Origin of the sequence: Microcoleus pseudofavosus SVA1_A4 (assembly GCF_036700565.1) — a bacterium.
In the GTDB taxonomy this organism is placed as follows: Bacteria; Cyanobacteriota; Cyanobacteriia; order Cyanobacteriales; family Microcoleaceae; genus Microcoleus.
Genome location: NZ_JAUBPE010000049.1, coordinates 34261 through 57232, shown reverse-complemented (window position 1 = coordinate 57232; position 22972 = coordinate 34261). Strand labels below are relative to the sequence as shown.

At 46.8% G+C, this 22972-nt stretch carries 17 protein-coding genes; 8 read left to right on the top strand and 9 right to left on the bottom strand.

Features of this window, described 5'->3' with window-relative positions:
- Nucleotides 1-79: 79 nt before the first annotated feature.
- The 3 genes from QUA02_RS20610 to QUA02_RS20600 form a co-directional block, all read right to left on the bottom strand.
- On the bottom strand, nt 80-406 hold the full coding sequence (locus QUA02_RS20610; RefSeq protein ID WP_333030252.1) for a DUF433 domain-containing protein: 327 nt from the start codon (nt 404-406) through the stop codon (nt 80-82).
- A 65-nt stretch (nt 407-471) separates the two neighbouring features.
- The gene (locus QUA02_RS20605; protein WP_333030251.1) at nt 472-990 is read right to left on the bottom strand and encodes a hypothetical protein; all 519 of its coding nucleotides are present in this window, start codon (nt 988-990) and stop codon (nt 472-474) included.
- 58 nt (nt 991-1048) lie between these two features.
- Nucleotides 1049-2377, bottom strand: coding sequence for a dihydroorotase (locus QUA02_RS20600; protein WP_333030250.1), 1329 nt, complete (start codon nt 2375-2377; stop codon nt 1049-1051).
- Between the two features lie 89 nt (nt 2378-2466).
- On the opposite strand from QUA02_RS20600, the gene lepB reads away from it, so the two are divergent.
- The gene (gene lepB / locus QUA02_RS20595; RefSeq protein ID WP_333030249.1) at nt 2467-3075 is read left to right on the top strand and encodes a signal peptidase I; all 609 of its coding nucleotides are present in this window, start codon (nt 2467-2469) and stop codon (nt 3073-3075) included.
- 320 nt (nt 3076-3395) lie between these two features.
- Here the strand turns inward: lepB and QUA02_RS20590 are convergent, their stop codons facing one another.
- Nucleotides 3396-4919 (bottom strand): peptide ligase PGM1-related protein, encoded by a 1524-nt coding sequence (locus QUA02_RS20590; RefSeq protein ID WP_333030247.1) that lies wholly within the window; start codon nt 4917-4919, stop codon nt 3396-3398.
- Between the two features lie 330 nt (nt 4920-5249).
- The gene (locus tag QUA02_RS20585) at nt 5250-6866 is read right to left on the bottom strand and encodes a glycosyltransferase family 39 protein (RefSeq protein ID WP_333030246.1); all 1617 of its coding nucleotides are present in this window, start codon (nt 6864-6866) and stop codon (nt 5250-5252) included.
- Between the two features lie 315 nt (nt 6867-7181).
- On the opposite strand from QUA02_RS20585, the gene recA reads away from it, so the two are divergent.
- The 3 genes from recA (at nt 7182) to QUA02_RS20570 (ending at nt 9717) form a co-directional block, all read left to right on the top strand.
- A complete protein-coding gene (gene recA / locus QUA02_RS20580; RefSeq protein WP_333030244.1) occupies nt 7182-8318 on the top strand; it encodes a recombinase RecA in 1137 nt (378 codons plus the stop codon).
- Nucleotides 8319-8989: 671 nt separating this feature from the next.
- Nucleotides 8990-9463, top strand: a complete 474-nt coding sequence (locus tag QUA02_RS20575; protein ID WP_333030243.1) for a Coq4 family protein — start codon at nt 8990-8992, stop codon at nt 9461-9463.
- Nucleotides 9464-9492: 29 nt separating this feature from the next.
- On the top strand, nt 9493-9717 hold the full coding sequence (locus tag QUA02_RS20570; protein ID WP_333030242.1) for a response regulator transcription factor: 225 nt from the start codon (nt 9493-9495) through the stop codon (nt 9715-9717).
- Nucleotides 9718-9985: 268 nt separating this feature from the next.
- On the opposite strand, the gene QUA02_RS20565 is transcribed toward QUA02_RS20570, so the two are convergent.
- The 3 genes from QUA02_RS20565 to QUA02_RS20555 form a co-directional block, all read right to left on the bottom strand.
- The gene (locus QUA02_RS20565; RefSeq protein ID WP_333030240.1) at nt 9986-10882 is read right to left on the bottom strand and encodes an alpha/beta fold hydrolase; all 897 of its coding nucleotides are present in this window, start codon (nt 10880-10882) and stop codon (nt 9986-9988) included.
- 217 nt (nt 10883-11099) lie between these two features.
- Nucleotides 11100-12572 (bottom strand): D-alanyl-D-alanine carboxypeptidase/D-alanyl-D-alanine endopeptidase, encoded by a 1473-nt coding sequence (gene dacB, locus QUA02_RS20560; RefSeq protein WP_445305189.1) that lies wholly within the window; start codon nt 12570-12572, stop codon nt 11100-11102.
- 174 nt (nt 12573-12746) lie between these two features.
- Nucleotides 12747-13073 (bottom strand): (2Fe-2S) ferredoxin domain-containing protein, encoded by a 327-nt coding sequence (locus QUA02_RS20555; RefSeq protein ID WP_333030236.1) that lies wholly within the window; start codon nt 13071-13073, stop codon nt 12747-12749.
- A gap of 245 nt (nt 13074-13318) precedes the next feature.
- Between QUA02_RS20555 and QUA02_RS20550 the strand changes: the two genes are divergently transcribed.
- Both QUA02_RS20550 and nblB read left to right on the top strand, forming a co-directional pair.
- The gene (locus QUA02_RS20550; RefSeq protein ID WP_333030256.1) at nt 13319-13780 is read left to right on the top strand and encodes a CBS domain-containing protein; all 462 of its coding nucleotides are present in this window, start codon (nt 13319-13321) and stop codon (nt 13778-13780) included.
- A gap of 120 nt (nt 13781-13900) precedes the next feature.
- Nucleotides 13901-14575 (top strand): phycobilisome degradation protein NblB, encoded by a 675-nt coding sequence (nblB, locus tag QUA02_RS20545; RefSeq protein ID WP_333030234.1) that lies wholly within the window; start codon nt 13901-13903, stop codon nt 14573-14575.
- Nucleotides 14576-14802: 227 nt separating this feature from the next.
- Here the strand turns inward: nblB and QUA02_RS20540 are convergent, their stop codons facing one another.
- Entirely contained in the window at nt 14803-14961 is a 159-nt protein-coding gene (locus QUA02_RS20540; RefSeq protein WP_333030233.1) for a hypothetical protein, read from the bottom strand.
- 103 nt (nt 14962-15064) lie between these two features.
- Here QUA02_RS20540 and QUA02_RS20535 point away from each other — a divergent pair, with 103 nt between their 5' ends.
- The gene (locus QUA02_RS20535; protein WP_333030232.1) at nt 15065-16357 is read left to right on the top strand and encodes a CAP domain-containing protein; all 1293 of its coding nucleotides are present in this window, start codon (nt 15065-15067) and stop codon (nt 16355-16357) included.
- A 323-nt stretch (nt 16358-16680) separates the two neighbouring features.
- The gene (locus tag QUA02_RS20530) at nt 16681-22959 is read left to right on the top strand and encodes an ATP-binding sensor histidine kinase (RefSeq protein WP_333030231.1); all 6279 of its coding nucleotides are present in this window, start codon (nt 16681-16683) and stop codon (nt 22957-22959) included.
- The last annotated feature ends 13 nt before the right edge of the window (nt 22960-22972 follow it).

The window sequence follows — 22972 nt, the reverse complement described above, 5'->3', positions numbered from 1 at the left end:
TCGACTTTTTTTGACGCTTTTATTGATTTTAACTATTTTACACTTATTCGGATATTTACAAAACCGGGATGCTCCCGACTCAGGCTTCCTCATTCTTGCAGATTGCTTCTTCGATTTCCTCCAGATGTGCATCAGCATAAGTCCAAACATTCACTATATCGGCAGCGCTGAGATGGGGATAAAATTGTAGAAGTTCAGAATCGCTTGAACCTTCACGGCGAAAACTTTCAAGCAGCCAAACTGGGATGCGAGTTTTGGCGATACAAGCATCGCCACCGCACACATCGGGAGTTTTCGTAATTCCCGGCCAGCTATTGTTTAAACTTTGAGTTAAAAGCCGTAGAACTTCGGCTTTTTCGCTGGGAGTTAAGGCCAGTAGTTGTGTTTCTAGTTCTTTGAGAAGCATGGGTAATATCGCCTTTGCAATAGGATAATATACAGTTATTTTAGCAAAATTTTTTTGAATTAGGCTCAAAAATTGTCGCAATTCCAAAGATGGGGCAAGTCGGTATTGCAGACCGAACATACAAATAAGTTTTCTTTGATAATGTTCAGTTGGCGACACGCAGGACAGCGGCGAAATACAAACTCTATTGTAAATTTATCGGGGCGATCGATCGGTATGCGATCGAGAGATTCCGCTACTTGAAACCAAGACTCTGGTTCGGGACAAAAGCCTGTTGATTGATTGGTAATTTCTAGCACTTCCCAGCCGCGATTGCCGCTTCCAAAAAATATTTCTCCCGCCGAGAGTACAGGAAATCCGCCCGCACAAGCTATATGTTCTGAGTGGCGATCGGCGATGCAAAGATCGCCTTTGAAATCTACTACAAAAGTGGCTGCGATCGAACTCAAAATATTCGGCTTCCGGCTATTTTTAGCAATCCATTTCTCTAGCTGACTGACTGAATTAATCCTAGTACCAATAGGAAAGTCAGCAACAGAAAGCCGAATTTCATTCGAGCCTACATATTGGTACAACTTTGCCATTACTGTCACCCTGGCTCGGCAGCAAATTCTCAATCTGATTATAACAGTTTACCTATATTCAGGCTGGCGAGGCGTCAAATCTCAAGGCTTCTCCCCTGACATTCGTATCCAATTTCCCCTTCTCAAAAACAACTTTTCCGCCCACAATTGTCACAATCGGCCAGCCAGTTAAATTCCAACCTTCAAAAGGACTCCAGCCGCATTTGCTCACGATTTCTTCTCGCACAACCGGGCGGTAGTTGTCCAAATCTACCAATACCAGATCGGCGTCAAACCCCGGAGAAATCGACCCTTTCTTCGGAATCTTATAAGCCTTAGCAACAGCCGCCGACATCCAATTAGCAACTTGCGCAACCGTACACCTTCCCGCGACTGCTTGCGTTAGCATCAAAGGCAAAGAAGTTTCGACTCCGGGCATTCCCGACGGCGTATTTGGATAATCTTGAGCTTTTTCTGCTAATGTGTGCGGCGCGTGATCGGTGGCGATAAAATCAATTACGCCGTCGAGTAAAGCTTGCCAAAGTATTTCGTTATCTCGTGCCGATCGCAAAGGCGGATTCATCTGAGCTAAACTGCCAATGGTTTTATAAGCACTGGTATTGAGTAACAAATGCTGCGGCGTTACTTCTGCCGTTACCCAACTCGGTTTTTCCTGACGCAAAAACTCCGCTTCTTCTCCTGTAGATAGATGCAGAATATGCAGTCTGCGCTGATATTTTTTAGAAAGTTTTACTGCTAGCTGAGTAGCTAACAAAGCAGCTTGATTGTCTTGAATTTGTGAGTGAACTGCAATATCGGTAACACCAGCAAATTCTTGACGACGCTGATTAATTCTCACTTGGTCTTCTGCGTGTACCGCAATCAGTCGATCGCCCTTAGCAAACACGGCTTCTAAATTTGCTGCATCATCCATCAATAAGTCCCCGTGCATCGAACCCATAAACACCTTAATCCCCGGAGTCGGATTCGCATCCAACAAATCCGGCAAATTCTCGGGCGTGGCCCCAATAAAAAAGCCGTAATTGACCAAACACTTCTGGGCAGCGCGAGTTAGTTTATCATCTAAAGCAGCTTGGGTTGTGGTCAAAGGTCGCGTATTCGGCATTTCCAGAAACGATGTCACGCCGCCCTTAGCGCAAGCACAGCTAGCTGTAAACAAGTCTTCCTTGTGTTCTAAACCCGGTTCCCGGAAGTGAACTTGCGGGTCAATTACTCCGGGTAACAGAGTTAAGCCGATCGCATCTATTTCGCGATCGCCCGATGCGGCAATTTCAGGAGCAAGCCGAACAATTTTGCCATCGCCGATTTGCACGTCCCCTACCAAAAACTCGCCGTCGGGTAACAGAATGCGAGCGCGGCGGATTAACAAACTTGATTTGGGAGTCATAATATATCATTAATTGAGTAGACAGCGTGCTAGCATGGAAACATTATTAAGTCTATAATTTGTATCCAGCTCAGTCACTACAATACCCTATGACTCGTTTAGACAAGTCAGCCGACGAAAAACCCCCGCAAGATACCGAAAATCCTTGGATAGAAGGAATTAAGACGATCGGCTTAGCAGCATTCTTGGCCTTTGGCATCCGCACCCTGGTTGCCGAAGCTCGCTACATTCCCACCGGCTCGATGCTGCCAACCTTGCAAATTAACGATCGATTAATTATAGATAAGGTAAGCTATCGATTCCAAGACCCCCACCGAGGAGATGTGATAGTGTTTATGCCCCCCGATCCGGCTAGTTTGTGCACGGGACAGCCACCGCCGATCAAAGATGCCTACATCAAGCGAGTGATCGGACTGCCGGGGGATACTGTGGAAGTCAAAGAGGGAAAAGTTTTTATCAACAAGCAGCCGCTACAGGAAAAGTATATTGAAGAAATTCCGAATTATCCCTACGGGCCTGTAGTTGTATCTCAAAATTCTTACTTGGTGCTCGGCGACAACCGCAACGCAAGCTGCGACAGCCATTATTGGGGCTTTGTGCCGAAGCAAAATATCATCGGTAGGGCGATAGTCCGTTTTTGGCCGCTCAACCGCACAGGCTCGATCGACCCCACGCCGCTTTATCCCGCTAAAAATTAGCTACCATTCAAATCCTCGGCGGTTGGAAACCGCATCTACACAAACCATGTCCGCCTCCGCAGACTAAGAAATATGGAATTTGAGAGCAATGTGCGATCGATTCTTCAACCTGCGGAGGCGGGTTTTGTTTGACAAGACGCGGTTTCAACCGCCGGGGTTTGTGGCTTGATGGGTGATATCAATTCCTGTGAGATCGGAATGATATAAACGGAGGACACGGCAGTGCCGTTTCCCTACCATTGATCGCGGTAGGGAAACGGCACTGCCGTGTCCTCGCTTGTCATTCCGATACAACCGGAATTGATATCATTCCAGCATATTTAATAAGACGTTTCGCGATCGAGCACTTTCACAACTTTGTTATACATCTCCTCAGCTTCTTGCTGCGAATTGCCGATACTCGTCAATCCCAATTTGCCAAATTCCGACAAACAACCCATTAAATGAAACACGCTCCCCGTCTCAGTACCGCTGTCAAAATGCAGTTGATTGTCAGCAATAATATCCATCAAATCGTTCGGCAACAATCCCCGATAACGCTCTTTTTTCAAATTGTCGGAAGCAACATAATATTTCGGACGGCCCTGCTGACTGTAAAACAATCCCGTAGTACGCTCGTACCGACCGTTTGTTAACAGCTTCAAAGCCATAAACGGATGAGTTGTGCCTCCTTTCCGTAAGTTAATTTCTATTGCTTGAAGATCCCATTTCCCATCGGATTGCTTTACCGCGAGAAAATCTACTCCAAATCTCTCTAAAGCACCTTTTTTAGCTAAGTTCTGCCCTACTTTCCATCCCAATTCCTGCAAGGCTATTCGATAAGATTCGTCCGCCGGAAATCGGCAGCCCAAGAAAATTTGACCGTCTGGGCCTCCTAAAATTTGGTCGTGGGTTGAGAGAATTTCTACTTCGCCGCTGGGGACAATTCTGCCTTGAACGCTGGGCGAGAACTTTTTTTCTCCTTCGATAAATGCTTCGGCAATTGCCCCTAATTCGGGAATGCGGCTGCTAAAATTTTCCCAGGTTTCGCCTGTGGATTGAAAGCGTAAATTATGGAAGCTGTCGCCAATTGCCTTCGCTCTTTCTGTAGGTGCTTTACCTGCGATCGGCTTCAAGTCTAAAATTGCATTTCCTTCCCCCGAAAAACCTTCATTTAGCTTAATTACTATCCGCTGCAAATGCGGCTGCCTTTCCCACAGCCCGGCCGCAGATTCTGCTAAATCTTCCGCATTCCAAACCAACTCGGAACCGTCAGGACAAGGCACGCCACATTCTTTAAAAATTTGCCTGCTACCGCTTTTTGTTCCCCAGTATAACAGATCGGGATCGCTCGCCCACAAAGGAATCCCCAATTTAACAGATAACTCCCGTTCTAAGGGCGTCGAGTTGTAACAAACCATATAAGATTTTGTCGGCCGCACTGCTTGACGAATGCGCTCCATCAAGCGGGGACGATCTAAAATTTTCTGGGTGAGGGATTTGGCAGAAGCATCGTAAGCACAGAACAGCAAAAGCCGATCGCGCGCGTGCGAAAATGGAATTCCCGGCAGCAATTGCAGGTAATAATCCACAATCATCGGGTGCAAAGGCTCGGAGGTAATGTAAATTAAGCGCGTGCGGGGATTTCGCAGGCGAATCAATGAAAATAAATGCCGCTCTTCGTAGTGGTAAGCCCCCTCAATTTTCAGCATTTCTTGCTGATCTAAGCTGAGAGAAGGAATGACGATAATGTCACAATCTCCGCTGTCGAAGTCTTCTATAGCTCCCCAACGTTCGCGTAATTCTGTCTGAAGATTGCGAAATTGCTGTGCGGATTCCGAAGATGAATTATTTAACTCTTGCATTGTGTTTAATCCTAAGTATTCAAATAATTATTGCTGATGATGTCAGGTGTGTCAGCCCCAATACTTGAGACAACTCACACTGTTTTTTTCTGACTACAATTATCAATCTTATACCAATTGTTAAAAGTCAAAGCGAACAGTAGGGACACGGCATTGCCGTGTCCTAATCCCCGCGCCGGATACGGCATTGCCGTGTCCTAATCCCCGCGCCGGACACGGCATTGCCGTGTCCTAATCCCCGCGCCGGACACGGCATTGCCGTGTCCTAATCCCCGCGCCGGACACGGCATTGCCGTGTCCCTACTATCTGTATCACTTTTCAGAATTGCTCTAAGAAGCTCGCCGCACTCGAAAAAGTCTGGCATATTCCAATATAGGCTCTAACCGGCGTTGATTTTGCTTGAGTGCCGATCGCAATTTTTCCGAAGGGCGGAACACCAGGGGAGCCGAATATTTGTTCAGCATCTCCATATCGGGCGACTGGCTCATCAGCATCAGTCGTACATCTTTGTCAAGCAAATAACTCAGAGAAAGCAAATCTCCCATGTTAGTAAAATCGTTGCCGCGATCGCTAATTACAATTGTATCTTTAATCGAGCGGTTAGCTATCGCCTCTTTGTTAATATTTTTCGCCACTTCAGCATTAAAATAGCTCAAGTCTTTGCTCCACCAAGTATCAGAAAAAGCGCTGACCGTACAGGATGCTATACTTGCTGTAAATACCAAGGCTAAAATGACTTGCCAAAACCGCTGCTGAGTTTTCACATTACTTGCGAGCAAGTAAGCAACTGCTAGCTGCACTCCCGGAAAGCAGGAAATCAGATAGCGGCTGACGGCGGAACGTTTGCCGCCTAGGATTAGATCCGGTAACGCCAGGATCGAAAAAGGTACAAAAATTGATGTTACAATAAACAGCCAACTTGAACTGCTAGTCCAGCGGCAGATTTTGTAAATCGCTGCGGCAATTAACAGCAAAAATGGCAATCTCAGCAGATAAGTCCAAATATTATCAAAGCCGAAGTCGAAGTCAAAAAATAATGCTGTAAAACTGAGCGTCCACAATTTGACAAGAGACAGCAAACCAGGAGATACTCGCGTCCAATCTGTCGTAAGTGATGCTCGTTCCAGGTTGGTCGCCAGCACGTAAATCCACGGAATATAAAAGATTAAAGCTGCTGTTACTGCTAAGAAAAATTGGGAATTAGTTACGTGACCCGGCAATTTTGTTTTTTTGACAAACAACCAGTAAGCAATTATAAAAACTCCGTGTCCGAGGAGTGTTAAACTGAAGAAAGGGTGAGTGTAGAAACCAAGGGCGATCGCCAGCGAGTAAAATACCCAATTTTGCCAACCCCTCAACCGCACTGCTAAGAGCAGCAGCCAACTGCTGCCAATAACTGCGGCTGTCAGCAAACTGTACTGCCTTGCTGTTTGAGCGAATAAGATATCAAAAGGAGATAAAGCTAAAAGTGCTGTTGCGAAGGTAGCAGTTAAATTTGAAGCGAAAAGTTCTTTAGCTAAAGCGTACATCAAAGGCAGAGATAGCAAACTCAATAGTGCTGGCAAACTGCGGGATGCTGTTAGAGAACTGCCAAATTGCTGCATCCACCAACGAGCCATGAGAAAGTATAAAGGCGGATGCTGCGGGTCTTCTAGTGCTAAAGAACGAATTGTGTCTGCTGCTGTACTTCCCGGTTTAATCCGCTGGTATTTTTGCAATTCTGGTGCGGGAACAATCCGGTTTTGGAATAGTTTGTCGTCAATTTCTTCGCGGGTGAAACCAGCGGCGCGGATTGAGGTGTAAGCTTCATCGTGCCAGTAAACTTTGCGATCGAGATCGAAGAATCGAAATCCGATACCTAATAAGATGCCGATCGCCAATAAGCCCAGCAACCAGCGGGAATTTTTGGTATTAACAGATGTGTCTTGATGTGTTGTAGATGCCATGCTTGTCCTAATTGTGGCGATTACTTGTTACCAGGCTCTGCCTGGTAACACAGATCCGGAGGCAGAGCCTCCAATTTTAATGTAAGCTTTTCGAGGCAGAGCCTCTGGACATCGGTGCCGAGACAGAGCCTGGGAACCAGTTAAATACCTTCTACATCTTGGGCCTTCTGAAGCCGGGAGCAGGCTGAACCACCCCAAAATCAAGAATCTTCAACCAAATCCTCCCAGAACCTCCAGACCCCAAAAATAACTGCTAACATACGTGTTGTACAGTTAATCAACAAGCTCCGCAAGGGGTCTACCCGCGTACCGCAAATGGCAAAAAAAGAAACGTCTATAAAAACTTCACCTGAAAACTCAGAAAAGCAAAAAGCCCTAACTTCCGTACTGTCCCAAATCGAGCGCAGCTTTGGCAAAGGGGCGATCGTCCGATTGGGAGACTCCACTCGCATGAGGGTAGAAACCATTCCCACCGGAGCCTTGACACTGGACATTGCTTTGGGCGGCGGTTTGCCAAAAGGTCGAGTTATTGAAATTTACGGCCCGGAAAGTTCCGGTAAAACCACTCTAGCCCTCCACGCGATCGCCGAAGTCCAAAAAACCGGCGGTATCGCAGCCTTCGTCGATGCCGAACACGCCCTCGATCCCACCTACGCCTCAGCTTTAGGCGTCGATATTGAAAATCTTTTAGTTTCCCAGCCGGATACCGGCGAAATGGCCCTCGAAATTGTCGATCAACTCGTGCGTTCCGTCGCCGTCGATATCGTAGTCATTGACTCCGTAGCCGCCCTCGTCCCCCGCGCCGAAATCGAAGGCGACATGGGCGACTCCCACATGGGTTTGCAGGCCCGCTTGATGAGCCAAGCTTTGCGGAAAATCACCGGCAACATCGGCAAATCCGGCTGTACCGTCATTTTCCTCAACCAATTGCGGCAGAAAATCGGCATAACTTACGGCAACCCCGAAACAACAACCGGCGGCAACGCTCTCAAATTCTATGCCAGCGTGCGGCTCGACATTCGCCGCATTCAAAGCTTGAAAAAAGGTACCGAAGAATACGGCAACCGCACGAAAGTTAAAGTTGCTAAAAATAAAGTTGCTCCACCTTTCCGCATTGCCGAATTTGACATTGTATTTGGCAAAGGCATTTCTACTTTAGGCTGTCTGACCGACTTGGCCGACGAAATGGGAGTAATTTTGAAAAAAGGTTCTTGGTATAGCTACAACGGAGAGAACATCGCTCAAGGACGAGACAAAGTGATCCAGCACATGGAGAAAAACATCGATTTCAAAAATGAAATTGAGGAGCTAGTTAAAAAGAAACTTGAGACGGGTGCTCTGGTTTCTGCTAATTCTGTCGCTCCTATTGAGGTAGATGATGTAGATGAGGTAGATGATGTAGATGATGTAGATGATGTAGATGATGTAGATGATTTGGACGAAGAAATCTAAGTTTTTTAGTCCTCAATTATTACTCGTTTACTGGTTGTTTACTCGTTACTTTCGTTAAGAACGAAAGTAACGCTCAACAGCGACAAGCGAGCCTCGAATTTAATTTTCGCGATCGAGGCTCGCTTGTCGCTTACATGGGTTAAGAAGCACAGCCAGTAAACCAGTAAACCAGTAATACAGCCAGTAAACCAGTAAAACCAGTAAATTATGCTTCGGCGCGATCGAATTTACTGGTTTACTGGTTTTACTCGTTAACAGAGCCAGTCGATCGATCGAGTGTCACTCATTTTACCTATTACTCAGCTTTTACTTCACCTTACTTCAGATCGCTTCAATTCTCTTCAGGTGCGATCGCCCGCCTCGCCGCTTTTGCACTCTGCAACTTCTGACTCATTGCAGGTGCAAATACTCAGCAGCAGAATAAATTTATATACGTAAGTAAGGAGTTGCGATCGCCGCTAAATACTGCGGATTTTACTGGGATTCCAGCACAGCCAATGCGGTTTGTCAAGAAAAGTAAAAGTTCCGGAAACCCGATTTCTCTAACAGTAATTAGGAGTTTCTGGCTTTTCAAGCTAGAAGCGGCGGGGGCTTTGGGGGAACGCAGCAACTTTACAAACGCGGTTTAAAGTGCGAAGAAACATCTACCGTTTTTACAGGGAGAATAAATCATGGCTGACTCTCAATTAGCAGTTATCTTAAAGATGGCTCAAACAATTAATCCTCAAATTGAGAGCGATCGACCTTTTGAAATAGACTTGGCAAAATTGCGCCAACTGCCAGCAGGAACATTAGGGTGCGAAGTGGCGCGGTTTCTAGACGAACAAGGCTTTGAGCCGATCGCATCGGGAGACTGGATTCAGCGAAACCACGACGTTTGGCACGTTCTGACCGGTCTTTCAGCTTCAACAGAAGATGAATTTGTACTTCAAGCGTTTACTCGCGCTCAAGTATTTCGTCCTTCCTGTGCGATTTTAGTATTAGTTGGACTGATCGGAGGCAAATGCGCGATCGGACAAATTATCAAAGGCTTAAAACACGGAAAACTAGCCACTCGACTAATTGACTGGAATCCTGAATCTGATTGGGAAACTCCTTTATCTGAAGTTCGAGAAAAACTCGGAATTCTAGCCTTAATTGATTAGATTTTAACTCGTTACCTCATTGCAAAAGTATGCAAAGCACAAGTTACAAACCGGAATTTAGCCTGAGTCCCCGCGAAAGGGCGATCGCGCAATTAGTAGCCCAAGGCCTGCCAAACAAATGTATTGCCAAAAATTTAAAGATCAGTCACTGGACGGTTGCTACTTACGTGAGGCGGATTTTTACCAAACTCGGTGTTTGTTCCAGAACTGCCATGATTGCACTGCTGATCCAAGAAAATTTGCTCTGGGACTGATAAATAAGTAGGGTGCGTCAGCTAGTTACCCACAGTCAGGACACGGCAGTGCCGTGTCCCTACAATTAATCGGGGTAGTCCAAGGGTAGGGCGCCGTGTCCGACCTATCATGTCGATCGTGCAACCGGAATTGATATGACGCACCTTGCAAAAATCGGTGCGTCAGAAAAATACTTTCTGTGCAAATTGAGAATCTCAAATCTGACGCACCCTACAACTCAAAAAGGGGCCCCAGAGCCCGTTCTTATTTGCAAGCGTTAATTTTTGTCTAACTCAAAGCCAAAGAAGGAGAAGAATTTCTGAGAAAACTCAGCAATTCTCGATTCACCGTTTGCGGCGCTTCCTGCTGAATCCAGTGACCGCAGTTAGGAACTAATTTCAACTTAAACGGAGCCGAAATTAATCGGTCTAAACCTTCTACAAGTTTGTGGCTCAAAAACGCATCTTCTTCTCCCCAAAGCACCAAAGTAGGTACATTCACAGGTTCTAATTTCTGCCCCAAATTCCAAAGCCTCTGCGGGTGAAACATCTGCCGGTAATAATTGATAGCGGCGGCTAATACTCCCGGCTTTTCTAAAGCAGTCTGATAAATCTTAGTTTCCTCAGCGCTAAAAGCTCCTTTGCGAATCGCTTGTCCTTGGAAGACATTGTGCACAAAATCTTTCAAATTTTGCTGGATAAACCATTCGGGAATACCGGGAACCTGAAAAGCAAAAACGTACCAACTGCGGCGGATTTGATCTAAATTACTCGCCATTTCCTGCACAAATCGCTGCGGGTGCGGAGCGTTTAAAATTGCCAAGCGGTTGAGTTGTTCGGGGAATTTTTGAGCTAAATGCCACGCGATCGCGCCTCCCCAATCATGACCGACAATGTGAGCTTTTGTATAGCCCAAGCTCGCAATCAAACCCCGAATATCGGCGCTCAGCGTATCTAAATCATAGCCGCTTGCCGGCTTGTCGGAATCGTTGTAGCCCCGCAAATCCGGCACCACAACCTTGAAATGACGCGCTAAGGCAGGAATTTGATGGCGCCAAGAGTACCAAAACTCTGGAAACCCGTGCAGGAGCAGAACGAGCTCGCCTTCTCCTTGAGAAACGCAGTGCAGGCGGATGTTGTTGGTTTCGACAAAGATGTGTTGCTGTTCGGAATCTAAAGACTTCATAATTGGAAAGTTAAACTTATTTTCGGGAAGTATAGAACCCGCCGACTGGTAGCAGGCTGAAACGGCCCAATGGTTTTAATGTTTCTGCTTTTATTGTAGCTGCTTTTCGATCCCCGCCGCTGCGATCGGATTAAACTTAAAACTTGTAGGGTTTTGCGGTGTCCTGTTTTTTAGGTGTAATTACTGAGGTCAACTTTCTTACCTTAAATCTGTTGTTTTAACAGCGGCGCAGGCGGTTCAATAATAGCACAATTTCGTCAGTTGCCGATCGCATTTTTGCAGCCGGCAGGTCAGATTGATTGACGATAATGCTAAACACCAGCGGCTCGTAATTCGGAACTTCGATATATCCCGACAGTGCCGAAACTCCGCTCAAAGTTCCTGTTTTAGCTTGCAAAATTACGCGGTTTGGTGTAATATTTAAGCGATTTTTTAAAGTGCCGTTCTCGCCAGCGATCGGCAGTGACGCGCGGTAAACAGATGCAGCAGGTGAATTGGCCATAAATCTCAAAGTTTGCACCAAGGCTTCTGGACTAATTAAATTGTGGCGGGAAAGTCCCGAACCGTCGGCTAATATGTAGCTGTTTGGATTTACCCCTAATTGAGTTAAAGCTGTTTTTAACTCTTTCAAACCCATTTCACCTGTATCCTCTTGTGGCACAGGCATCTTGCCTGTGAGTGTTTGCTGCCGGGGCATATTGTCTGTAACTTTTCCCAGCAATCTCAATAAAACTTCTGCATAAAGATTGTTGCTTTCCCGATTAGTCTCTCTCACCAATTCCGCCATCGGGGGCGATTCAACGGTCGCTAATTCTCGATTAAAATTGCGAGAAGCAGATGCAACTAAAGTTTGTTTAACAGCAATTCCCTCAGCCGCCAGAACTTGCTGAAAATGCTGCACAAAATTATTAGCAGGATTGACAACTGCGACATAAGCTGGTTCTGATTCTGCACCAACTTTCAACTGTCCGCTAACTCGAATTGCAGGTCGATCGAACTCCCTGCCAACTTCAATAAACTCGGATTCATTTTGGGCGACTGTTACTGAATTGTTCTGAATTTGCCACTGATTTGCCAGCTTTGGTTCGGCAAAAGTAACTTTCAGAGGTTGCCCGATCGCCTGCGGGGACAACAGAAGTTCGATCGCGTTTTGATTGAAAATTAAACTGTTAATCGGCGCTCCGTAGCCTGCTTGCGCGTCTTCCCATTCCCAATTCGGATTGACTCCACTGCCTTGAAAATAGCTGTCATCGCCAATCAACTCGTTAACTTGACTGATTCCCCGCTGCTTCAACTGCTGCGCCAAGGATTTCAATTGAGGCTCAGCAATGCTCGGATCTCCCCTGCCGACAACGTACAAACTCCCATTTTCGCCGCTGTAAACCGATGTCTTAATCCGAAAATCTGCACCGAGTTTCTGCAAAGCAGCGGCTGTGGTTAGCAGCTTGACATTTGATGCTGGAATAAAATATTTTTGGGCATCGCGGCTGTAAAGAGTAGCAGTAGAAGAGAGAGGTTGAATCAAAATGCCCCAGCGCGATCGGCTAAATTCGGGACGGTTGGCGATCGCATCTACTTGCGCCCCCAATTCCCCAGGACAAATATCCCCAGCAACCGCCGCAGTTTGAGCGACTACCGCCGGAGTGCGCCCCAATACTAGCATTAACAAACTAACTGCAATTCCTTGGATTTTCAAAGCGCAATTTCCATAATAATCACTATTCAAATTAGCCCTTGTAGGGACACGGCAATGCCGTGTCCCTACGGGATAGCTCGGTGTACTTCATAAACTTGCAATCTGCTGTAATAACTATTCAAATTAGATGCGCGAGAGTGGGAAATTGGCACTTTCATCAAGTCAAAACTAATAATAATAACGCATATGAATTCTCGGATTGAACAGCGCCTCTACAGGTTTTCCCTCTTTGAGGTGCTCTTCCACAATCAACGGCACATCACTCGGCTTAACTCGACAATACCAAATTTCGTCTGGGGTAACTCGTACAGTCGGGCCGGTGTTGCACTGTCCCTGACAGGTACTGGCCTCAACTGTCACCCCTGCAACTTGTTGGGCTTCAAAAGCAGCTAGCACTGCTGCTGAACCATTTTTCAGGCAAGATTGATACTGGCAAACCAATACACAGCGCGCTTCTGGTTGGGAGTCTGGTTCTGGGGCTGGAGATTCTGACATCGGTAAGGATTTATCGGCTTTTTAATATATCTTAACAATCTTGTCAGCCCGATCGCCCGCGTGCGATCGACAAACGGCAGAATTTCACACAGGCGATGAAAAAAACAGCAAAAATTCTGGCACTCAAAATTTTTCCTTGTTTCTACCTTCAAACCAATCCTTTCAGCAGAGCTGCCTTTCTTCAGTCTGTGCCGCGCTTTCCCTATATGATCGATTTAGAGCAACAACTCAATCAACCGCCAATCATGCCCAAAACAGTAGCCGATGTAATGAGCCGCGAGCCGATTTTGGCGCGACCCGAAATGCCCTTGAACGAAGCGATTAAAATTTTAGCCGATCGACGCATTAGCGGTCTTCCCGTCGTAGATGAGAATGACTTGTTGGTAGGAGTCATCTCCGAAACCGACTTGATGTGGCGCGAAACCGGCGTGACTCCTCCCGCTTATATCATGGTGCTCGACAGCGTGATTTACCTAGAAAATCCAGGTCGTTACGAGCGAGAACTCCACAAGGCTTTAGGGCAAACAGTAGGAGAAGCGATGAGTAAAGAGCCAGTTACCATCGAGCCCGACAAATCTCTCCCAGAAGCTGCCAAACTGATGCACGATCGCAGCATCCACCGATTGCCGGTGCTTGATACTGCGGGAAAAGTAATCGGCATCCTCACTAGGGGAGATATTATCCGAGCGATGGCGGCCGAGTCTTAATTAACTGTTGCAGTTGAAGGAATTTATCACAAAACAAGTCGATCGCTCCTTCAATCTCGCTCACTTTTGGCAATTGCCAATTACCAAATCTAAAATCTAAAATCTAAAATCTAAAATCCGATGAGCATTACCCCTGAGTCTGTCGAACAATTGCTGAATTCCGAGGATTTTGGCGATCGGCTGCGAGCAGTCAACCAACTGCGGCAACTAGAACCCGCGATCGCCTATAAACTGATTCAAATTGCGATCGGCGACAAAAACGTCCGGGTTCGCTACGCAGCAGTCAGCCAAATATCAACCCTCGGCACGCAGAATCTGCCGAACGCTTTAGAGGTACTGCGAAACAGCCTGAACAACGACCCCGAACCCGACGTGCAAGCAGCAGCAGCCGATGCTTTGGGCGCATTGAAATTAACCGATGCTTTAGAAGATTTGCAGCAAGTTTACAGCAGTACATCTGAATGGCTGGTTCAACTCAGCATCGTCGCTGCTTTGGGAGAAATGGGAGATCCGAAAGCCTTTCCAATGTTAGAAAATGCCCTCACTTCTGAAAACGAATTGATCCAAACCATTGCCATCAGCGCATTCGGTGAATTGGGAGATAAACGGGCCCTGCCGCTGCTGCTTCCCTATGCTTCCAATGCAGATTGGCAGATCCGTTACAGAGTTGCCCAAGCTCTCGGGCGGTTGGGCGGTGCAGAAGCAGAGGCGGCTTTGGAAATTCTCGCCAAAGATCAGGTTGAGCAAGTTGCTCACGAGGCCTCAGCCGGACAAGAAAATATTTTGAAGTTGTGAGTTTTGAGGTGTGAATTTTGAATTAATTTAGAATTTTTTGTGGGGATTCTACTAAAAACTTTGTTCGCGATCGCACACAGAATTCAGAAACCCGGTTTCTTCCTATATTTCTCGTTTTTGTCCGCAAAACTCGTAGAAACCGGGTTTCTAGCCCGCCAGCCAGCGGGCTGGGTGCGTAGCCCAAACCTTACTAATCAGGAAAAATCTCACATCTAAAATCTCAAATCTCAAATTGTATTGATGTCACGGGCGATCGCAAACTCCCTATAAAATCTCCTCAAAGTCGATCGCACTTTTCCCTTTCCCAACCAGAGCCGGTATCTTGACATCCGCACTTTGAGAACAGCTATAATCAAAATAGATAAAGCAGCGATAGGGATTAACACAATTATTGAATTGTACCCAACCAGCTAGCGATCGGGGAAACTATCGTTAAGACGGTAAGCCATCTACCAGCAAAGCCAAGTCTTAAAACTATTTATCATCCCCATGCTTGAACAACTACAAAATTCAGGTTCTCAGTCCTCGGACATTTTAACAGGAGAGCGATCGGCCTCTCAAGTCGCACCAACTCCAACCAATCAAAACTTTATTTATAGAGTTTTAGAACTTACCAACATAGAACGCAGCAAATTGAGTTTGTCCCCGCTAACCTTAAATACTCAGTTACTAAATGCGGCGGAAACTCACAGCCAAAACATGGCACTGCAAGACTTCTTTTCTCATACCGGAAAAGATGGTTCGTCATTAGCAAGTCGGGTGACTGCAACGGGCTATAAATTCTCAGCGGCGGCAGAAAACATCGCTGCTGGATCTTCTACACCCGAACAAGTTGTATCATCGTGGATGAACAGCAGCGGTCACCGGACGAACATTCTCAACCCCAATCTCAAAGAAATTGGGATTGGTTACTATTTCTTAGCCAACGATACTGGCACAGAAAATTGGAATCACTATTGGACACAAGTTTTTGCTACTTCTCTTGACGGTAGTGTCAATCCCGCACCAACTCCAACTCCAACTCCCACACCGACTCCCACACCAACTCCCAACACATTGGTATCGATTACTTCGCCAATACCCAATGCTACAGGGGACGGCAACCCGACGACAGCACCCAAAAATACAGCCAGCGGCGGCAATTATTTCCTATCAGATAGTGGGGATACTCTGTTGCCGACAAATTTTGCTGGATTGCCAATTTTTGCCCTTTCCGGCAAAGACAATCTCATCGGTGGAGCGGGGGTTGATATTATTAATGGAATGCAAGGTGCAGATACAATTAGCGGTGCCGAAGGTAATGATAGTTTATCGGGAGGCAAAGAATCAGATTCAATAGATGGGGGTGTTGGAAACGATTTTATCAGCGGTAACAACGATAACGATCGACTAATTGGAGGAGACGGTAACGATACTATTCGCGGCGGCAAAGAAGATGATGTCTTGATTGGCGGTAACGGCGATGATTTGTTGGCGGGCGATCGCGGTCAAGATATTCTCACAGGCGGCGGCGGAAATGATACGTTTATTCTAGCAGGAGGTTTGTCTGCTTCAGCTACTTTAACAAATGCTGATGTTATTACCGATTTTGTTGCTGGAGATAAAATTGGTTTAACCGACGGTATCGGGTTTGCTAATTTGACTTTTGAAGCTGTGAGTTTGCAGTTGGATGGAGGTGCAAGCATCGCTTCTGGGGCGATTAAATCTGGTAGCAATTATTTGGGAATCGTGCAGGGTGTAAGTCAAAGTCAGCTTGCATCGAGCGTTTTTATTAATGGATAATAGAGCATATCCCTGGTTTATGAAATGCTGTAGGGACACTCAAGCGTGTTCATTGGTGTCAACTTAAGCCTGAAAGCCATATAAATGTAGCTTTTAGGCAAAGTCTAGATCCCCCTAAATCCCCCTTAAGAAGGCGAGTAGGGGTTGACTTTGAAAAGACTCTTGTCCCCCCCTTCTCAAGGGGGGCTAGGGGGGATGTAGATTTAATAGTCAAACAGCATTCTCTGACTGGGTTTGACCTTAAGGTGACACTAATGGACACGGCAATGCCGTGTCCCTACGACGGGGATCGATCCGATCATTTAGATAAATTGAGGGGTTTTATGCTTACGCTCCGCGCGATCGCCCTTGACAACTATGACATCACGGAGCAACTCTACTCCGGCTCCCGCACGCTCGTATACCGGGCACGGAGAACAGCAGACCAAGAACCCGCAGTCATCAAAGTGCTGAGGCAGGAGCATCCTACCTTCAGCGAACTCGTGGGGTTTCGCAATCAATACACCATTACCAAACATCTTCGCGCTCCCGGCATCATTCAAGCCTACAGTCTCGAACCCTACCGTAACGGCTACGCTCTGGTGATGGAAGACTTTGGCGGCATCTCGCTGCACCGGTTCGCGCAAGGCAAACCCCTGGGCCTGAATGTATTCTGCCCGATCGCGCTGCAAATCGCCGACATCATGCACGAGCTCTACCGGCACCGGATCGTCCACAAAGACATCAAACTTGCCAACATCCTGATTAACCCAGACACCAAGCAAGTCAAGCTGATTGACTTCTCCATTGCCTCGCTGCTGCCGCGCGAAACCCAAGAGATTCAAAATCCGAACATTCTCGAAGGTACTCTCGCTTACCTATCCCCCGAACAGACTGGGCGGATGAACCGGGGCATCGACTACCGCAGCGATTTCTACTCATTGGGCGTGACGTTCTTTGAACTGCTGACGGGGCAACTGCCCTTTGAGTCCCGCGATCCGATGGAATTGGTGCATTGTCATCTGGCAAAGCAACCGCCATCCATCCACAGCCTCAATCCCGCTATTCCACCGATTCTGTCTGAAATCGCCGCCAAGTTGATGGCAAAAAATGCTGAAGACCGCTATCAGAGTGCATTAGGGCTGAAGCATGACCTGGAACTATGTCTGACTCAATATCAAGCCAAGGGAAACAATGCCCAGTTTACGCTGGGACAGCGCGACATATCCGATCGCTTTTTGATTCCCGAACGTCTCTACGGCAGAGAAGCCGAAGTCGTCGAGCTGCTGAGTGCGTTTAACCGCGTCAGTGACGGCAAGACTGAACTGCTTCTGGTGGCGGGCTTTTCGGGCATCGGCAAGACAGCAGTTGTGAATGAAGTACACAAGCCGATCGTCCGTCAACGGGGCTACTTTATCAAGGGCAAGTACGACCAGTTCAACCGCAACATTCCCCTGTCTGCGTTTGTGCAAGCCCTGCGGGATTTGATGGGACAGTTGCTGTGTGAAAGCGACGAGCAACTGTTGCAGTGGAAAAACTGCATCCTGAAGGCATTGGGTGAAAACGGGCAAGTGGCGATCGAAGTCATCCCAGAATTAGAGCGCATCATTGGCACTCAACCGCCCGTTCCTGAACTCTCAGGCAGTGCCGCGCAGAATCGGTTTAATTTGCTGTTTCAGAAGTTCATAGGGGTATTCACGACCAAAGAGCATCCACTGGTGATGTTTTTGGATGATTTGCAGTGGGCAGATTCGGCATCACTGAACCTGATGCAGGTGTTGATCGGCCAGAGTGAAATGGGCTATCTGCTGCTGATTGGGGCATACCGCGATAATGAGGTGTCGCCCGTGCATCCTTTGATGCTGACGCTAGGAGAGATACAGAAGACAGAGGCGATCGTCAACACTATAACGCTGGCTCCCTTAAGTCAAGCAAATGTGAATCGTTTGATTGCCGATACCTTGACTTGTTCAGCAGAAATGGCTTTGCCATTAACTGAATTAATCTACCAAAAAACTCAGGGCAACCCGTTCTTTACCACGCAGTTTCTCAAGGCGTTGTATGAAGATGGACTGATTAGCTTTGATTTTACCCCCCCAACCCCCCCTTACCAAGGGGGGGCAAGGGGGGGTTGGCAGTGCGATGTGTCGCAGGTGCGATCGCTCGCGCTCACGGATGATGTTGTAGAGTTTATGGCAATTCAGCTTCAAAAGTTGCCAGAAGCCACTCAAAATGTCCTCAAACTTGCCGCGTGTATTGGCAATCAGTTTGATTTGGATACGTTGGCGATCGTCTCAGAACAATCGGAAACCGAATCCGCAGCCAATCTGTGGAAGGCGTTACAGGAAGGGCTAGTCCTGCCACAAAGCGAAGTCTATAAGTTTTATCAGGATTCCTCATCCATCAGCCGCGATCGATGCTTAGTAGAAGGTCAACAACAAACGATCGCTTCCTACAAGTTTCTGCACGATCGCGTCCAGCAAGCCGCCTATTCCCTCATTCCTGATGACCAAAAACAAGCAACTCATCTGAAAATTGGCCGGTTGCTTCAGGAAAATTCTTCAGAAATAGAAAGGGAAGAAAAACTATTTGATATTGTCGGGCATTTGAATATTGGAAAATCTCTGATTACTCAAACTGGAGAACGAACAGAACTCGCCCAACTCAATCTTGCCGCCGGAAAGAAAGCAAGGTTATCTACTGCCTATGATGCGGCGATCGCCTATTTCATCCTGGGGATAGAATTATTGCCTGAAGATTGCTGGAACTCCAATTATGAACTAACCCTTGCTCTTCATGATGCAACTGGCGAAGTTGCTTATCTTAGTGGGCAGTTTGAGCAATTTCAGGCGATCGCCGCCATCACCTTGAAATCTGCCAAAACCCTGCTAGATAAAATCACCACCTACGAAACTCAAATTCAGGTATATCTGGCACAGAATTATCTGGCAGAAGCAATGCAGACTTCTCTGAATGTCCTCAGCCAACTCGGGATTCAGTTGCCCAAATCCCCAAATATGGCGCAAGTTTTACTAGGGTTAGCTAAAACCAAACTCATCCTAGCCGGCAAAAAAACGACTGATTTACTAAATCTGCCGATTATGTCAAGTCCGGAAAAATTAGCGGCTATGCGGATACTTACCATGGCGCTAAGTGGGGCTTTTCTTAGTGGATCAAAACTACTTCCTTTATTGATGTTCCAACAAGTAAATTTATCGGTGCGATTCGGCAATGCACTCCTGTCTGCCGCCGCTTATAGTAGCTATGGGATTATTTTATGTGGAGTTTTAGGCGATATTAATCAGGGTTATAAGTTTGGTCAGTTGGCATTACAACTCTTAGATCAGTTCAATGCCAAGGATCTTCGACCCAAAGTTCTATCCGCCGTAAATTGCACCATTTTCCATTGGAAACAGCACCTCCGTTCCACCTTATTGGGATTTCAGGAAGGCTATCAAATTGGATTGGAAAACGGCGACCTAGAGTCTGCTTCTGCGTGTGCTGCGAACATGGGTAGCCATTTATACTGGTGTGGATCTGAGCTTTTAAGTTTAGCCCAAACGCTGCACTATTACGTAGAGATGATTAGGCAAGCCAAGCAGGATAATACTTTGGTTTATGCCAGTATGTATCATCAGATCGCATTAAACTTAATTGGAGAATCTAGTAATCCTAGTTTACTTGATGGTTCAGCTTATTCGCCAACGCAAAACGCTAGTCAAAAAGCAGCGGCCGATCGCACAGGGTTATTTGTCTATTATGTCAACCAAACCTATTTAAGTTACTTATTTGGTGAAGTTGCCACTGCCTGCCAGCAAGCGACTCTGGCCAAGCAATATGCAGACGGTGGTACGGCCTTATATCTCAATGTGCCATTGTACCTCTACGATTCTTTATCCAGGCTAGGATTGTATTCCCATTCAATAAAATCAGAGCAACGGCAAATCCTAGATCACATCGCTAAAAATCAGCAGAAATTGCACAAGTGGGCAGGTTTTGCCCCCATGAATTACCAGCATAAATGGTGTTTAGTCGAAGCAGAACGCTATCGGGTTTTGGGACGCAACAGCGAAGCAATAGAAATGTACGATCGGGCTATTTCTGGAGCCAAAGAAAACGAATTTGTCAATGAAGAAGCCTTAGCCAACGAACTGGCGGCAAAGTTCTATCTTGACTGGGGTAAGGAGAAAATCGCTCAAATTTATATGGAGGAGGCATACTATTGCTATGCTCGCTGGGGCGCTAAAGCCAAAGTGGCAGACTTAGAAACCCGCTATCCTCAACTGCTGGCTCCTATCCTACTGCAAGCTCGTGCTGCCCTTTCAGTCAATGAAACTGTCTTCGCCACGGGAACAGTCACTTCCGCCACTTCCTCTAGCAGCATTTCAGACTCCCTCGATTTAGCTGCTATTCTCAAAGCCTCCCAAACCCTTTCTGGGGAAATAGAATTAGACAAACTCCTCTCAACTCTGCTGCAACTCGTCATCGAAAATGCAGGAGCCGACAAGTGCGTGCTGCTGCTGATGCAATCCGATCGCCTGTTAGTCAAAGGGCTTGCCACCGTCGGAGCAGAGCCCGCCGTTGTGCAACGCATTCCCGTAGAAGAAAGCCAGGACATCCCCGTCAAACTGATTTACGCTGTCAAAAACCGCTTAGAACCTGTCGTGTTGATGGATGCCGCTGCTAGCACTGAATTTGCCAGCGATCCTTATTTCCGGCGACAACAACCCAAAAGTATTTTGTGCAGTCCCATTTTGCATCAGGGAAAGTTGCTCGGTATTGTCTACCTGGAAAACAATCTGACGATCGGTGCTTTCACTCGCGATCGCGTGCATATCCTCAACTTGCTCTGCGCCCAAGCCGCCATTTCCCTCGAAAATGCTCGACTCTACCAGCGATCGCAGGAATACGCGCAAGAGTTAAAACAATCGCTAGAAAAATTGCGTTTGACTGAAGCCCGCTTTCAGAAATTGGCGGATAACCTGCTTGGAATGATTTACCAGATTCGGCTCGCTCCTGATGGTTCGACTTCAACACCCTATGTTAGTTCTGGTTGCGCTGCTCTCTATGAGGTGACACCCGAAGAGTTGATGACGGGAGCGAAAAACTTTCGGGCGATGGAACACCCCGACGATCGTCCAGGTATCACCCAAGCATTCATACATTCTGCTCAAACCCTAACGCCATTTGAACACGAATGGCGGATTGTTACCCCATCTGGCAATGTGAAATGGATTCAAGTCGCATCCCGACCCGAATCGCAAGCCGATGGATCAATTGTGTGGGATGGGATGACGATTGATATTAGCGATCGCAAACGAGCCGAAGCCTCTTTAGCCAAAGAACGAGAGTTTTTGAATGCGATAATTCACAATATTACAGATGGAATTGTTGTCTGCGATGCCAGCGGTAAATTGATCTTATTCAACAATGCAACGCGCGAATTTCATGGCTTACCAGTAGCATCGTTACCACCGGAACAATGGGCAGAACACTTCGATCTCTATCAACCGGATGGCAAAACACTCTTATCACAAACGGAAGTTCCTCTGTTCCGTGCCTTGCAAGGGGAAATAGTCGAAAATGCAGAAATGATTATTGCGCCGAAGCAAGGTTCTAGCAGATTTTTGTTAGCTAGCGGGCAAGCTATCTTCGATCCTGCGGGCAACAAAATTGGTGCAGTAGTGGCGATGCGAGATATTAGCGATCGCAAAGCCGCTGAACTTGCCATTCAGCAAAAATCGCAAGCGTTGGAAGACGCGCTAACTAATTTACAACAAGCCCAACTCCAAATAATTCAAAGTGAAAAGATGTCTGCCTTGGGCAACTTGGTGGCAGGTGTGGCGCACGAAATCAATAACCCGATTGGTTTTATTGCTGGCAATTTGCAACCCGCTCTAGATTATGTTAAAGATACTTTTGGATTGATCGATCTGTATCAGCAAGAATATCCCACTCCTAGTGCTGCAATTCAAGAGGAGATGGAAGCGATCGATCTGGAGTACGTGCGCGAAGATTTACCCAAACTTATTGGTTCGATGCAACTGGGAGTCGATCGCATTTGCAGCATCAGCACCAGCCTCCGCACCTTCTCTAGAGCCGATAAAGACTACAAGGTTCCGTTCAACATTCACGAAGGCATCGATAGCACGATTCTGATTCTCAAACACCGCCTCAAAGCTTCGGAATCTCGACCTGCGATCGAAGTTGACACTAACTATGGAAACATCCCCATCCTGGAATGTTTTCCCGGACAACTGAATCAGGTTTTTATGAATATTCTGGCAAATGCGATCGACGCACTGGAAGAAGCCAGTCAGAAACGCACTTTTGGAGACATCGCAGCCCATCCGAACCTAATTGAAATCAAAACAGAATTGGATGACTCTGGTCAACAAGTAATTATTCGCATTCGAGACAATGGAATGGGAATGTCCGAGGCAGTAAAACAGCGAGTTTTTGACCATTTGTTCACTACCAAAGCAGTGGGGAAAGGGACTGGTTTGGGATTGGCGATCGCGCGGCAAATTATCGTAGAAAAACATAGCGGTTCCATCCAAGTCAACTCTATACTGGGAAAAGGCACAGAATTTGTCATCACCTTACCCATCAAGGCAAAATGACAAGTTAATTTTC

Coding starts and splice junctions, on each gene's coding strand:
- recA (WP_333030244.1), top strand. CDS start 7,182: ATGGCAAAAAAAGAAACGTCTATAAAAACTTCACCTGAAAACTCAGAA.
- lepB (WP_333030249.1), top strand. CDS start 2,467: ATGACTCGTTTAGACAAGTCAGCCGACGAAAAACCCCCGCAAGATACC.
- QUA02_RS20600 (WP_333030250.1), bottom strand. CDS start 2,377: ATGACTCCCAAATCAAGTTTGTTAATCCGCCGCGCTCGCATTCTGTTA.
- QUA02_RS20535 (WP_333030232.1), top strand. CDS start 15,065: ATGCTTGAACAACTACAAAATTCAGGTTCTCAGTCCTCGGACATTTTA.
- QUA02_RS20555 (WP_333030236.1), bottom strand. CDS start 13,073: ATGTCAGAATCTCCAGCCCCAGAACCAGACTCCCAACCAGAAGCGCGC.
- QUA02_RS20575 (WP_333030243.1), top strand. CDS start 8,990: ATGGCTGACTCTCAATTAGCAGTTATCTTAAAGATGGCTCAAACAATT.
- QUA02_RS20585 (WP_333030246.1), bottom strand. CDS start 6,866: ATGGCATCTACAACACATCAAGACACATCTGTTAATACCAAAAATTCC.
- QUA02_RS20605 (WP_333030251.1), bottom strand. CDS start 990: ATGGCAAAGTTGTACCAATATGTAGGCTCGAATGAAATTCGGCTTTCT.
- QUA02_RS20565 (WP_333030240.1), bottom strand. CDS start 10,882: ATGAAGTCTTTAGATTCCGAACAGCAACACATCTTTGTCGAAACCAAC.
- QUA02_RS20530 (WP_333030231.1), top strand. CDS start 16,681: ATGCTTACGCTCCGCGCGATCGCCCTTGACAACTATGACATCACGGAG.
- QUA02_RS20570 (WP_333030242.1), top strand. CDS start 9,493: ATGCAAAGCACAAGTTACAAACCGGAATTTAGCCTGAGTCCCCGCGAA.
- nblB (WP_333030234.1), top strand. CDS start 13,901: ATGAGCATTACCCCTGAGTCTGTCGAACAATTGCTGAATTCCGAGGAT.
- QUA02_RS20550 (WP_333030256.1), top strand. CDS start 13,319: ATGCCCAAAACAGTAGCCGATGTAATGAGCCGCGAGCCGATTTTGGCG.
- QUA02_RS20610 (WP_333030252.1), bottom strand. CDS start 406: ATGCTTCTCAAAGAACTAGAAACACAACTACTGGCCTTAACTCCCAGC.
- QUA02_RS20590 (WP_333030247.1), bottom strand. CDS start 4,919: ATGCAAGAGTTAAATAATTCATCTTCGGAATCCGCACAGCAATTTCGC.